The organism is Labrys sp. 22185 (genome assembly GCF_052045555.1).
Taxonomy (GTDB): Bacteria; Pseudomonadota; Alphaproteobacteria; order Rhizobiales; family Labraceae; genus Labrys; species Labrys neptuniae.
In genome coordinates this window covers 596,864-610,793 of sequence record NZ_JBQEPH010000002.1, presented here as the reverse complement: position 1 = coordinate 610,793, position 13,930 = coordinate 596,864, and the positions used below count along the sequence as shown (strand labels likewise).

The 13,930-nt window shown below is 63.9% G+C and carries 10 protein-coding genes; 7 read left to right on the top strand and 3 right to left on the bottom strand.

Annotation, left to right across the window (positions count from 1 at the left end):
* Positions 1–18 precede the first annotated feature (18 nt).
* Complete coding sequence (parC, locus tag ACTJKX_RS07430; protein WP_394309285.1) at positions 19–2,268, top strand: DNA topoisomerase IV subunit A; 2,250 nt, start codon at positions 19–21, stop codon at positions 2,266–2,268.
* 84 nt (positions 2,269–2,352) lie between these two features.
* Here the strand turns inward: parC and ACTJKX_RS07425 are convergent, their stop codons facing one another.
* On the bottom strand, positions 2,353–3,471 hold the full coding sequence (locus tag ACTJKX_RS07425) for a glycosyltransferase family 61 protein (RefSeq protein WP_440724858.1): 1,119 nt from the start codon (positions 3,469–3,471) through the stop codon (positions 2,353–2,355).
* A gap of 490 nt (positions 3,472–3,961) precedes the next feature.
* On the opposite strand from ACTJKX_RS07425, the gene ACTJKX_RS07420 reads away from it, so the two are divergent.
* From ACTJKX_RS07420 to ACTJKX_RS07395, 6 genes are all read left to right on the top strand, one after another.
* The gene (locus ACTJKX_RS07420) at positions 3,962–4,507 is read left to right on the top strand and encodes a L,D-transpeptidase (RefSeq protein ID WP_437178633.1); all 546 of its coding nucleotides are present in this window, start codon (positions 3,962–3,964) and stop codon (positions 4,505–4,507) included.
* Between the two features lie 132 nt (positions 4,508–4,639).
* A complete protein-coding gene (locus tag ACTJKX_RS07415) occupies positions 4,640–5,170 on the top strand; it encodes a CDP-alcohol phosphatidyltransferase family protein (RefSeq protein WP_311938057.1) in 531 nt (176 codons plus the stop codon).
* 99 nt (positions 5,171–5,269) lie between these two features.
* Positions 5,270–6,373, top strand: a complete 1,104-nt coding sequence (locus ACTJKX_RS07410; RefSeq protein WP_440724857.1) for an AI-2E family transporter — start codon at positions 5,270–5,272, stop codon at positions 6,371–6,373.
* Positions 6,370–7,059 carry a hypothetical protein gene (locus tag ACTJKX_RS07405; protein WP_440724856.1) on the top strand — a complete coding sequence of 230 codons (690 nt, stop codon included), beginning with the start codon at positions 6,370–6,372 and terminating at the stop codon, positions 7,057–7,059. The genes ACTJKX_RS07410 and ACTJKX_RS07405 overlap by 4 nt, the downstream gene beginning before the upstream one ends.
* Positions 7,060–7,322: 263 nt before the next feature.
* Positions 7,323–9,509, top strand: coding sequence for an RNA degradosome polyphosphate kinase (locus tag ACTJKX_RS07400; RefSeq protein WP_394309465.1), 2,187 nt, complete (start codon positions 7,323–7,325; stop codon positions 9,507–9,509).
* Between the two features lie 28 nt (positions 9,510–9,537).
* A complete protein-coding gene (locus tag ACTJKX_RS07395) occupies positions 9,538–11,100 on the top strand; it encodes a Ppx/GppA family phosphatase (protein ID WP_437178634.1) in 1,563 nt (520 codons plus the stop codon).
* Between the two features lie 80 nt (positions 11,101–11,180).
* On the opposite strand, the gene ACTJKX_RS07390 is transcribed toward ACTJKX_RS07395, so the two are convergent.
* Together ACTJKX_RS07390 and rnd are read right to left on the bottom strand one after the other, a co-directional pair.
* Positions 11,181–12,437: a D-amino acid dehydrogenase gene (locus tag ACTJKX_RS07390; protein ID WP_440724855.1), complete on the bottom strand. Its 1,257-nt coding sequence runs from the start codon at positions 12,435–12,437 to the stop codon at positions 11,181–11,183.
* Between the two features lie 101 nt (positions 12,438–12,538).
* Positions 12,539–13,711, bottom strand: a complete 1,173-nt coding sequence (rnd, locus tag ACTJKX_RS07385) for a ribonuclease D (RefSeq protein ID WP_311938068.1) — start codon at positions 13,709–13,711, stop codon at positions 12,539–12,541.
* Positions 13,712–13,930 lie beyond the last annotated feature (219 nt).

Sequence of the window (13,930 nt, the reverse complement as noted above, 5' to 3'; positions counted from 1 at the left end):
TTTCGGTAAGTCAACCGCATGGATGAGATGGACGATCCGCCGGAAGGCGATGGAGTCAGGACGGTCAATCTGCGCGCCGAGCTCGAGCAGCGCTACCTTGCCTATGCACTCTCGACAATCACGCAACGAGCCTTGCCGGATGCGCGCGACGGCTTGAAGCCGGTGCATCGGCGCATCCTGCATGCCATGCGCCTGCTGCGTCTGGATCCCGACCAGGCCTTCAAGAAATGCGCCCGCGTGGTGGGCGATGTCATCGGTAAGTTCCACCCGCATGGCGACCAGGCCGTCTACGATGCGCTGGTGCGCCTGGCGCAGGATTTCGCCCAGCGTTATCCGCTGGTGGATGGGCAGGGCAATTTCGGCAATATCGACGGGGACAATGCCGCCGCCTACCGATATACCGAAGCGCGCCTGACCGAAGTCGCCACCCTGATCCTGGAAGGGATCAACGAGGACGCGGTGGACTTCCGCGCCACCTATAATGGTGAGGACGAGGAGCCGGTGGTGATGCCCGGCGCCTTCCCCAACCTGCTCGCTAACGGCGTGCAGGGCATCGCGGTGGGCATGGCGACCTCGATTCCTCCACACAATGCCTATGAGCTCTGCCAGGCGGCCCTGCATCTGATCGACAATCCCCAGGCCTCGACTGCCGATCTGCTGCAATTCGTCAAGGGGCCGGATTTTCCCACCGGCGGCATCTGCGTGGAAAGTGCCGGCTCGATGCAGGAAAGCTACCGCACGGGCCGCGGCGGCTTTCGCGTGCGGGCACGTTGGCACAAGGAGGATCTGGGGCGCGGAACCTGGGTGATCGTGATCACCGAGATTCCCTGGCTGGTGCAGAAGGGCCGCCTGATCGAAAAGCTTGCCGAGCTCCTCGAGGAGCGCAAGCTGCCGCTAGTCGGCGACGTACGCGATGAATCGGCCGAGGATGTGCGCATCGTCATCGAGCCGAAGTCGCGCAATGTCGACGAAGCCGTGCTGATGGAATCGCTGTTCAAGCTCTCCGAGCTCGAAAGCCGGATTTCCCTCAACATGAACGTGCTGGTCGATGGCCAGGTGCCGCGCGTGCTCTCGCTGGGCGAAGCGCTGCAGCAATGGCTGAGCCATCGCCGTGACGTGCTGATCCGGCGCTCCAAGTTCCGCCTCGCCGCCGTGGAAAGGCGCATGGAGGTCCTGGCCGGCTATATCATCGCCTACCTCAATCTCGACGAGGTGATCCGCATCATCCGCTACGAGGATGAGCCGAAGGACGAATTGATCAAGGCCTTCGACCTGACCGACGTGCAGGCCGAGGCGATCCTCAACATGCGCCTGCGCAATCTGCGCAAGCTCGAGGAGATGGAACTCAAGCGCGAACACGACGATCTCGCCAAGGAGAAGGCCGGCATCGAGAAGCTGCTCGCCTCCGAGGCGCTGCAATGGAAGACGGTGGGCTGGCAGGTCAGCGAAGTCGCCAAGAAGTTCGGCCCGGACACGCCGCTTGGCAAGCGCCGTACCGACATCGATGCCTCGAAGGCAGGCACCATCGATCTGTCGGCGGTGGCCGAGGCGATGGTCGAGCGCGAGCCGATCACCGTGATCGTTTCCGAAAAAGGCTGGATCCGGGCCCAGAAGGGCCATCTCAGTGATCTCTCGGGCCTCAGCTTCAAGGCCGACGACCGGCTCAAGCTCGGCTTCCAGTCCGAGACGACGGCCCGGCTCCTCATCCTCGCCACCAATGGCAAGGTCTACACGCTGGAGGCTTCCAAGCTCCCGGGGGGCCGCAGCATGGGTGAGCCGATCCGCCTGATGGTCGATATCGACGAGGGGGCCGACGTGGTCGACGTGTTCGCCTATCAGGGCGGGCGACGGTTGCTGATTGCGGCGACCGACGGACGCGGCTTCCTGGTGCCCGAGGACGATATCCTGGCCAATACCCGCAAGGGCAAGTCGGTGCTGAATGTCGATGCGCCGGCGGAAGCCAAGCTGATCGTGCCCGCCATCGGCGACACGGTCGCCGTGATCGGCGAGAATCGCAAGATGCTGGTCTTCCCATTGCACCAGATCACCGAGATGTCGCGGGGCAGGGGCGTCCGGTTGCAGAAATACAAGGACGGCGGACTTTCCGACGTGCGTGTGTTCGACAAGGCGCAGGGACTGACCTGGAGTGATTCCTCGGACCGGACCTGGACCGTCACCGACCTCGTCGAATGGACTGGCAATCGCGCCGATGCCGGGCGCCTGCCACCCAAGGGCTTCCCCAAGAACAATCGGTTCACGGGCAAGTAGCAGTGGGGCGGCTGCTTCTGGAGCGCTTCGCGATTTGACGGGATCACGTCACGTCGCCAGGACGGACATTCGAGCGCCGGACACTCAGTCCAGCAGCGATGTCACGCGATCGAGAAAGCTCTCGATGTCGTCCGGGCTCGTGTCGATGGACATCGGCCTGTCGGCGCTGGGCCAAAGGCATCCGCGAGTCAGGTAGACCCCTTGTTGCTCCAGCACGTCGCTCAAGCGCATCTGGACGGCGTTCCAATGCCCGATACAGCCGACGACGGTGCCCGGCCCGGCAAAGACCGAGCCATGCAGGGCCGAACCATATTCGCCGATGAGGGCGCTGGCCTGCGACAACGTTGCAATCTGGTCGGACAGGTTCAGTTCCTCGGGACGGATGACCTCGAAACCACGTCGCCTGGCCTGCTGCTCAAAGAAGTCCCGCTGCCTGAAAGGCCGATTGGCCGAGGGGCCGGGACCGCCTCGTGAAAGGCAGAGGCGCCGGTGGGCCGGCGCCGAAGCCGGTACCAGCGACCGGTAGAATTCACGCAGATAGGGGTGGAAAGTATATTCGCCGGAGAAGCAGAATGTCGGTACCACCGCGCGTGCGAAGAGCAGGCGCTCCCGTCCCGGTGTGTAACGCAGGATTGCTTCCCGAGGCACGTTGCAGGCCGACAGCAGCAAATCCTCGACCCAGGAAGGCGTGTCATGGGGCAGGGGGATGACCCACTCGTCGCGGAGCGATGCCAGGGACTGGCTGGCAATGGATACCCGCGGCAGGAATTCGACCAGCCAATGGCCCCAGATGGCGCATCCCGGACCAGCCACGACGAGAGCGGGGCGGTCTATGAGTCTTGCCGCTGTCCCACTGAAACGCGAGGCAAAATTCGCGTCGGCGCGGGCCATGGACAAGGCGACGTTGGTCGACAGATTGGCATCGTCGATGACCTGGCCGCCATGGACGAGGATGCCGGGACGCCAGACCTCGACGTCGCGCAGCAGGAAGCAACCGATCGGGTCGACCGTAGCCCGCGGCTTTTTCCAATGCAGAGCGTGGACCCAATCGTTCTTGCCGCCTTCGCCCAGCATATGCGCGGGACGGGCCGCCGCCGCTTCCTGGGAAGAGCGAAATTCGAGAAAGCCGTTCCATGCCTGCGCGGCTGCCTCGTCGGGAAGCGAAACGGTCAGGACGGATATCGGAACCGTGGCAAGGCTCATGATGCGCTGCCCTCACGGCAAGGAAGTGGCTTTGAATGAGGAACTCACGGCGGAGGACATGGGATCCCTTTCCGCAAGGACAATCAACCCGATCTGAATGCATGCTGAACAAAGGGTTAAAAAATAGCGACTTTCTGCCGCTGTCATTGCCACAATTACGCCCGCGGTTTCCGGGATTGTCGTAGCCATCTTGCCTTGCATTGCCCTGCAGGGCGCAACCCCGGGCGTTCTTCCGGGATGTGTGGTTCTCGACATGACGATTGCAAGAAAAGCACTTTTACCCGTCCTTGCCCTCCTGGTGATCGGGGGGACGGCCCAGGCCCAGGAGTGGAGCTATCCTCCGGACGACGGCTATTATCAGGACGATGGCGTCTCCCGTCCGCGCCAGTGGCGGGATCCCCAGCCGACCTACCGGGCGGATCGGAACTTCGAGGAGCCTTACGACTATCAAGAGGATCCCTATGGCTATTATGGCGACCAGGATGGCGATGTGACGCCAGGCCGGCGCCCGCAGCGCCAGGCCTCGATCGATCCGAACAGCATCTCGCCCAATCTCGATTCCGGTACCAAGGACGATGGGCAGGCCATGCTGGCGCAGTCTCCGATCCCGCGCACGGTGGTGCCGTTCTCGGGCTACAGCCCCGGCACCATCGTGATCTCGACCAAGGAGAAGCGGCTCTATCTCGTGCAGGACGACGGCACGGCGCTCCGGTATGGCATTGGCGTCGGCAAACAGGGCTTCACTTGGAAAGGTACTGAAACCATCAGCCGCAAGGCCGAGTGGCCGAGCTGGACGCCGCCCAAGGAAATGATCGCCCGCCGTCCCGAACTGCCCGATCATATGGAGGGCGGGCTCAACAATCCACTGGGCGCGCGTGCGCTCTATCTGGGATCCACGCTCTACCGCATCCACGGCACGAATGAGCCGAATACCATCGGCCGGGCGGTGTCCTCCGGTTGCATTCGCATGGCCAATCCGGATGTGATGGATCTCTACCAGCGGGTGGGGGTCGGCACCACGGTGGTGGTGCTCTGACGCCTTGTTTGGACGTGTCACGGCGATGCCCGAGGTCACCGTCGGGTCGCCCGACCTGCCAGACAACCGCAGAGGATGCCGGCGAATCCGCCCCGACGTGCCTGCCCTCTCGTGGTTTGCTACGATCCGATCATGACGATACCGAATCTGATCACCATCCTGCGTTTTTGCCTGGTGCCGCTGGCGGTGCTGTGCATCACCTCGGGGGCATGGGGCTGGGCGTTCGTCACCTTCCTGGTTGCCGGCGTTTCCGATGGCGTCGATGGCTTCATCGCCAAGCGCTTCGACATGCGCAGTGAATTGGGGGCCGTGCTCGACCCGCTGGCGGACAAGGCCCTGCTGGTTTCGATCTTCGTCACGCTGGGGATCGTCGGTGTGGTGCCCGCCTGGCTGGTTATCCTCGCCGTCTTCCGCGATTTCATGATCATCGGCGCCGTGCTGGTGTCCTGGGTCATGAGCCAGCCGGTACAGATCGCGCCGCTGATGCTTTCCAAGCTCAACACCGCGGTACAGATCGCTTTTGTGGCGCTCGTGCTGTTCGCCAAGGGCACTGGATGGCCTTTTCCTTTCCTGATCGAAGTGGGTTCCATCCTGGTCACGCTCTTGACCATTGCCTCGGCTGCCGCCTATCTGCGCCAGTGGCTCAACCATATGGCCGGATGAATATTCCGGCCGCGGAAGGCCATCCGCCATCTCAGCCGTCCCGGACGAGGCTTGCTTGGCCGGGGAGAACGGTGTGGATCGAGCTTCAGGAGCGAATGGATGAGCCTCCAACGGCAGGTATTCTTCTGGCTCGGTGCGCTGGCCCTGTTCATCGCGCTGATCTGGCTGCTCCAGGGCATGGTATGGCCCTTTGTCGCCGGCCTGGCGATCGCCTATTTCCTCGATCCCGTCGCCGACAGGCTTGAGAGGCTGGGACTGCCCCGTTGGGCAGCCGCCTCCCTGATTCTGCTCGGCTTCATCTTCCTCATCGTGCTGGCGATCCTCCTACTGGTGCCGATGCTGGGCGAGCAGTTCAACGGCTTGCGCGAGAGGCTGCCGAGCATCGTGGCCTCCATGCAGCGGATTCTGGGCGAACTCAACCAGACTTGGCTCGGCGGCTTGCTTACCGAACGGCTGCAGGACATCCAGAAGTCGCTCGGCGACTATGTCGGGCAGGGGGCCCAGGTCCTTGCCACCTTCGTCTCCTCGCTCTGGTCGGGCAGCCAGGCTGTCATCGGGGTGGTCAGCATCCTGATCGTTACGCCGGTGGTGGCTTTCTACATCCTGCTCGACTGGGATCATATGGTGGCGCGTGTCGACAGCTGGCTGCCGCGTGACCATGCCGACGCCATCCGCGGCATCTTCCGCGACATCGATGCCGCCATCGCCGGCTTCGTGCGCGGCCAGGCGACGGTCTGCTTCCTGCTCGGTCTGTTCTACGGCTCCTGCCTGACCTTTCTCGGTGTCAGCTTCGGCTTCCTCATCGGGCTGTGCACCGGTCTGGCCTCCTTTATCCCTTATGTCGGTTCCATCCTTGGTTTCGTGGTCAGCGTCAGCGTGGCACTGGTCCAGGTCTGGCCAGATTGGCATTTGCCGGTCTATGCCGCTCTGGTCTTCGTGGCAGGGCAGATTCTCGAAGGCTATGTGCTCTCGCCACGCTTGGTCGGCGGTTCGGTCGGGCTGCATCCGGTCTGGCTGATGTTCGCCCTGCTGGCCGCCGGCAGCCTGTTCGGCTTCATCGGCCTGCTGGTTGCCGTGCCTGTGGCGGCGGCGATCGGCGTCCTGGTGCGCTTTGCCCTGTCGCGCTACCTCGCCAGCCAGTATTATACCGGCCATGTCGGCCAGGCTCAGGCTGCGGTGCTGCCATCGGACCCTTCGTCGTGACCCTTCCCCGCCAATTGGCGCTCGATCTGCCGCTGCGGGCCTCGTTCGCCCGCGAGGATTTCCTGGTCTCGCCGTCCAATGAGGCCGCCTATGCCTTCATCGAACGTTGGCCGGACTGGCCGTCGCGTCGTGCCCTGCTGATCGGCCCGAGGGGCTCGGGCAAGAGCCATCTGGCGGCGATCTGGTCCGAAGCCGCAGGCGCGGTCACGCTGACGGGCGAGACGCTGCGGGACGACAATGTCCCCGTGCTGGTCTCACATAAGGCGGTGGTGATCGAAGATGCCGGGCGTGGCATCGACGAGACGGCGCTTTTCCATCTGCTCAACCTCGCCGGCGAGGCGGGCGCCTCCCTGCTGATCACCGCTCACGACCCCCCGGAGCGCTGGGGTCTTGTGCTTCCCGACCTCATCTCGCGCCTGCGGGCCATGACGGCCCTGACCATCGCCACGCCGGACGACGATCTCTTCCGCATGCTGCTGGTGAAGCTCTTCCTCGACCGGCAGCTCATCGTCGATTCCAGCCTGGTCGACTTCCTCGTCCGACGCATCGAGCGCTCCTTCGCCGCAGCACGCCAGGTGGTTGCCGTGCTCGATCGCGAAGGCCTGTCACGCGGCCGCCGGATCACGCGGGCACTCGCGGCCGAACTTCTGAAGGAAGTGCTGGCGTCGCCATTCGACGAGGAATGATCGCGATCAGGTCCCGCTACGCTCCTCCGACCGGGCCCAATTCATTGAGCAGCCAGCGACGGTTCCACAGGCGACGGGGCGAAGTTTTGCGAATTTTCCCCAGCGCGGCCATTTTATGTGACAGCATTGTCATATAGGCGGCCTAAGCAGGCTTCCCCATGGCGGACGGCGATTCCGACCGGCGGGATTGGGAACGGCAGCCCGGGACATAGCGAGCGGCATTGACGACCATGACCAGCACGGCACAGACGGTGGAGAGCGCGATGCAAGGCGATGAGATACGGGAGGTCGCACGTGACGTGGCTCCCTCTCAAGACTCGATCGCGCTGCGCGTCAGCCCGGATCGCTTCATCAATCGCGAGATTTCCTGGCTGCAATTCAATCGCCGCGTGTTGGAAGAAGCGTCCAACAAGAGCCATCCCCTGCTCGAGCAGTTGCGATTCCTGTCGATCTCGGCCAGCAATCTCGACGAGTTCTTCATGGTGCGCGTCGCCGGCCTGATCGGCCAGGTGCGCGAGGACGTCACGGCGCGCAGTCCCGACGGCCTGTCGCCGGCCGAACAGCTCGTCAAGATCGGCGAGGCCGTGTCCAAGCTCGCCACCGACCAGCAGAAACGCTGGACCGAATTGCGCGACGACCTGCTGCTCGAGGGCATCGTGATCACCGAGCCGCGCGACCTTTCCAAGGCCGAGCGCGCGTGGCTGGACGATTATTTCCTCAGCTACATCTTCCCGATCCTCACCCCGCTCGCCGTCGATCCGGCCCACCCGTTCCCGTTCATTCCCAATCTCGGCTTCACCATCGCCCTGCAGCTCAAGCGCATGAGCGACGGGCGCATGCTGAACGCCCTGATCCGTGCGCCCCACAAGGTCGAGCGCTTCATCCGCCTGCCGGACTTCGCCGAAACCGGGGCGGCCCGCTACATCACGCTGGAAAATCTGGCGGTGCTGTTCATCGCCAAACTGTTCCCCGGCTATACCGTGAAGGGGCAGGGCTCCTTCCGGGTCATCCGCGATTCCGATCTCGAAGTCGAGGAAGAGGCGGAAGACCTGGTGCTGCTGTTCGAGACGGCGCTCAAGCAGCGCCGGCGCGGCGTGGTGATCCGCCTCGAGATCGAGGCCGGCATGCCCGACAGCATCCGCCAATTCGTGACAGAGGAACTCGACGTCGCCGACGACGCGGTATTTCGCGTCGAGGGCATGCTCGCCCTCAACGAATTGTCGCAACTCGTCGGGCTCGATCGTCCGGACCTCAAATTCAAGCCCTATTCGCCACGCTCGCCTGAGCGTATCCGCGATCATGGGGCCGATGCCTTCGCCGCCATCCGGCAGAAGGACATCCTGGTGCACCACCCCTACGAATCTTTCGATGTCGTGGTGCAGTTCCTCAACCAGGCAGCGCGCGACCCGAACGTGGTCGCCATCAAGCAGACGCTGTACAGAACCTCCTCCAACAGTCCGATCGTCAAGGCGTTGGCCGAGGCCGCCGAGGCCGGCAAATCGGTGACGGCTCTGGTGGAACTGAAGGCACGCTTCGACGAGGAAGCCAACATACGCTGGGCCCGCGATCTCGAACGCGCCGGCGTGCAGGTGGTATTCGGCTTCATCGAGCTGAAGACCCACGCCAAGCTCTCGCTGGTGGTGCGGCGCGAGATGGGCCAGCTCGTTTCCTATTGCCATGTCGGCACCGGCAACTACCATCCCATCACCGCGCGGATCTACACGGATCTGTCCTTCTTCACCGCCGATCCTGTGATCGCGCGAGACGTCTCGCGCATCTTCAACTTCATCACAGGCTATGCCGAGCCGGCGGCGCTGGAGCGCATGGCGGTTTCGCCCGTCTCGCTCAAGCAGCGCATCCTCGACCACATCAATGCCGAGATTGAGCACGCCAAGGCTGGCCGGCCGGGCGCCATCTGGTGCAAATGCAACTCGCTGGTCGACACCATGATCATCGATGCGCTCTATGCAGCCAGCCAGGCGGGTGTGCAGGTCGATCTGGTGGTGCGCGGCATCTGCTGCCTCAGGCCGGGCGTTCCCGGCCTGTCGGAGAACATCCGCGTCAAGTCGATCGTCGGCCGCTTCCTCGAGCATGGCCGCATCTATGCGTTTGGCAATGGCCATGGCCTGCCGCACCAGAAGGCAGCCGTCTACATCTCCTCGGCCGATCTGATGGAACGCAATCTCGACCGCCGCGTCGAAGCGCTCTGCCCCATCCTCAACCCGACGGTGCACGAGCAGGTGCTCGATCAGATCATGATCGCCAATCTTATCGACAATCAACAGAGCTGGAGCATCTTGCCCGACGGAACTGCGGAACGCATAGTCCCGCAGCCCGACGAAGAGCCCTTCAACGCCCACAAATATTTCATGACCAATCCCAGCCTATCGGGACGAGGCAAATCTCTTGAACACAACTCTCCCCGAACGCTCCTCAGCCGCAGACGCTGACACGCTGCCCCATGTCCAGGCCGCCGACCTGGCGGGGCCGAGCCCGGGACAGCCCGGTTTCGCGCAGGGGCGCATCTGCCAGGGGCCGCCGATCGCGACGATCGATATCGGCTCGAACTCGGTTCGTCTGGTGGTCTATGAGGGGCTGACGCGCGCGCCGACGGCCGTCTTCAACGAGAAGGTGCTGTGCGGCCTCGGCCGTGGCGTGATGACCACCAAGCGCCTCGATCCCGCGGCCGTCGCCAAGGCCTATGCGGCGCTCATCCGCTTCCGCGCCCTATGCGACACCATGGGCGTGAAGGACCTCTACGTCCTGGCGACGGCGGCGGCGCGCGATGCCGAGGACGGCGAGGAGTTCATCGCCCGCGCCACGGCGATCTGCCGCTCGGAGATCGAGGTCCTGTCGGGCAAGCGGGAAGCGCGCCTGTCGGCCTATGGCGTGATCTCGGGGTTCCATATGCCGGACGGCGTGGTCGGCGATATGGGCGGTGGTTCGCTCGAACTGATCGAGGTGCACGGCCATCGTGCCGGGGCGGGCATGACGACACCGCTCGGCGGGCTTGCCTTGCAGGATACGTCCGGCCAGTCGGTGCGCAAGGCGTCGAAGATCGCCCAGGAAAAGCTCGCCAAGGCGGACCCGCTGAAACATCTGAAGGACCGCACCTTCTATGCGGTCGGCGGTACCTGGCGTTCGCTTGCCAAGCTGCACATGATGCAGCTCGGCTATCCCCTGCACATCATGCATGGCTACAGCGTGCCGGCGCGGGAGATGCTCGATTTCTGCAAGCTGATCATGCGGGTCGACAACACCACTTTGATCGGCAAGGACACGGTTTCGACCGGGCGCCTGCCGCTGCTCGCCTATGGCGCGGCGGTGATGAGCGAGGTCATCAAGGCCGGCAAGCCGCGCGATGTGGTGATCTCGGCCCAGGGCGTGCGTGAAGGCCTGCTCTATTCGCTGCTCGACGAGGAGAGCCGCAAGCTCGATCCCCTGATCACCGCAGCCAGCGAACTCAACATCCTGCGTTCGCGCTCGCCGCGGCACGGCGAGGAACTGGTGCGCTGGGGCGACCGCTTCATGGCATCGACCCACCTCGACGAGACGGCCGACGAGAAACGCCAGCGCCATGCGGCCTGCCTGGTGGCCGATATCGGCTGGCGCGCCCACCCCGATTATCGTGGCGAGCAGAGCCTCAACATCATTGCCCACGCCGCCTTTGTCGGCGTCGATCATCGTGGTCGCGCCTATATGGCGGTAGCGAATTATTTCCGCCATGTCGGCCTGAACGAGGAGGAACTGTCTCCCCGCATCCGTGAGATCGCCACCGCGCGCATTCTCGACCGGGCGCGCATCCTCGGGGGGCTGATGCGAGTAGGCTACATCCTGTCCGCCTCGATGCCGGGCGTGCTACCGCGCGCGCCGCTCTATGTCAGTCATGGCAAACTGCTGCTCGATGTGCCCCGCGACCTGGAGGGGCTGGTGGGCGAACGCCTCAACGCCCGCATGAAGGCGCTCGGGCGCCTGATCGGTCGCGAGGCCGTGATCCGGATCATCGACCCGGCGGAGACTGTCACGGTCGCGGCGGAATAGGGGAGACAGGTTGGCAAAGGCCCCACCCCGCTGTCTGCAGCCAGTGGGGGGGCCTCTGCCGGGATGAAGGACCGGAACGTTCAGGCCCCGTAGCGGTTCAACCCGAGGTCCGAGACGTCGATCTCCGGCTTCTTGCCGCTGACGATATCGGCCATCACACGGCCGGAGCCGCAGGCCATGGTCCAGCCCAATGTGCCATGGCCGGTGTTGAGCAGCAGGTTCTTGTAACGCGTGCGGCCGATCACGGGGGTGCCGTCCGGAGTCATCGGACGCAGGCCCGACCAGAAGCTCGCGGCGGCGAGATTGCCCGAGCCGCCAAAGAGATCGCTGACCGACTGGGCCAGCGTGTCGCGGCGGGCCGGCGGCAGGTCCTTGCTGAAGCCCGAAATTTCGGCCATGCCACCGACACGGATGCGATCGCCGAGCCGGGTGATCGCGATCTTGTAGGTCTCGTCCATGATGGTGGAGACCGGCGCCCGGCTCTCGTCGACGATCGGAATGGTGAGCGAATAGCCCTTGACCGGGTAGACCGGCACCTTGAGGCCGAGCGGCGCGACGAAACCGGGTGTGTAGCTACCGAAAGCCGCAATGTAGGCGTCGGCTTTCTCGACGCCTGTGCTGGTCTCGACGCCTTCGATCTTGTCGCCGGCGAAGACGAGCCGCTTGACCTCGACGCCGTAGCGAAAGCGCACGCCGAGCGTTTCGGCTAGGCCCGCCAACGCGCCGGTGAATTTGTAGCAATCACCGGTTTCGTCATTGGGCAGCCGCAGGCCGCCGCGGATCAGGGAGCGAACATGGGCAAGAGCCGGTTCGGCGCCGATGCAGCCATCCGCATCGAGGACCTCGAAGGGGACACCATCGCGCTTGAGCACCTCGACATCCTTGCCGATGCCGTCGAGCTGCTTCTGGGTACGGAAGAGCTGCAGCGTACCCTGCATGCGCTCGTCATAGCGGATGCCGGTGGCGGCCCTCAGTTCGATCAGCTTGTCTCGGCTATATTCGGCCAGGCGCACCATGCGGCTCTTATTGATGGCATAGCGCTCGGAGGTGCAGTTGAGCAGCATGTGCCAGACCCAGGCGACCATCGCCGGATCGGGACGGGGGCGCAGGATCAGCGGGGCATGCTTCATCAACAGCCACTTGATCGCCTTTTGCGGGATGCCGGGAGCCGCCCAAGGCGAGGCATAGCCGGGGGAAACCTCGCCGGCATTGGCGAAACTGGTCTCGAGAGCTGGGCCGGGCTGGCGATCCAGCACGACGACTTCATGTCCGGCCTTCGCCAGATAATAGGCGGAGGTCACTCCGATCACGCCGCTGCCGAGAACCGCGACCTTCATTTTATGCTCATACTCCTGCTTGCGATGCGTCCAAAGGTCCGGCGCATCGAACGATTCGCCCAGCCTTCACCCGGCTCATAGCGCAAGTCAATTACAGCCAGCTATCGGCTAATTGCCGCGACCTTGCCGCGTTCGATCGCCAGCGCCAGCTTGCCGTGCTTGAGGGCGAGCGCCTTCTCGCCGAACAGTTCGCGGCGCCAGCCATGCAGGGCGGGGACATCGGCTGTGTCGCTGTCTGCGATCATGTCGAGATCGTCGGTGGTGGCGATCACCTTGGCGGCGACGCCCTGGCTTTCAGCCACCATCTTCAGCAGCACCTTGAGCAGTTCCACCGTCGCGCCGGCGCCATTGCTGGCGATCCGCGGCGGTGCCTGGCGTGGCAGGCTCGCTGGGTCTCGAGCCAGACCGGCCTTCACCGCTTCGATCAGGTCGAGGCCGGGGCGGGAGCGTTCCCATCCCTTCGGAATCATGCGGATACCGGCCAGCTTCTCCGGCGTGTCCGGGGCCTGCAGAGCGACTTCGGTGATGGCGTCGTCCTTGAGCACGCGCGAACGCGGCACGTTCTTCGACTGGGCCTCGCGCTCGCGCCAAGCTGCCACCTCGACCAGCACGGCAAGATCGCGCGGCTTGCGCACGCGTCCGCTTACCCGCCGCCAGGCGTCCTCAGGGGCCTGCCGATAGGTATCGGGCGAAGTCAGGACAGACATTTCGTCGCCGACCCAATGGCTCCTCTTTCTTTTCTCGAGCGACGCCGCAAGCTTGAGATAGACGTCGCGCAAATGGGTGACGTCCGAGACGGCGTAATTGATCTGGGCCTGGGTGAGGGGGCGCTTCGACCAGTCGGTGAAACGGGACGACTTGTCGATATGGGCGTTGGTGATGCGCTGGACCAATTGGTCATAGGCAATGGAGTCGCCATAGCCCAGCACCATGGCGGCGACCTGCGTGTCGAACAGCGGCGCGGGAATGAAGCCGGCGAGATGCCAGACGATCTCGATGTCCTGCCGGGCGGCGTGGAAGACCTTCAGCACCTTCTCGTTGCGCAGCAGCTCGAACAGGGGAGCGAGGTCTAGCCCCTCGGCCAGGGCGTCGATGACCACAGCCTCCTCGCGGCTGGCAACCTGCACGACGCAGAGCTTGGGCCAAAAGGTGGTCTCACGCAGGAACTCGGTATCGACGGTAACGAACTCATGTGCGGCGAGGCGAGAGCAGGCTGCGGCGAGGTCCGGGGTTGTGGTGATGATGGCGACTGGGGAACTGGAGGATTGTGGCATGAATATGCTTATCGGGCACACGGCGCCACAAGGCAAGGATTTCGGCCTTAAATGCATGTTCAGGGCCTTGTTTGGCCCGGACAAGTCAAGCTGCTCCTTGACGGCGGCGGTGGCGTTGGGGTCTATGACCTCAAACTCCAGAGCAAGGCGCGTTTCGGCGAAAACGCACTTATACTCTGGCACCTTGGTTTGACGCGTCTTTGCGATTCTCGGTGATAC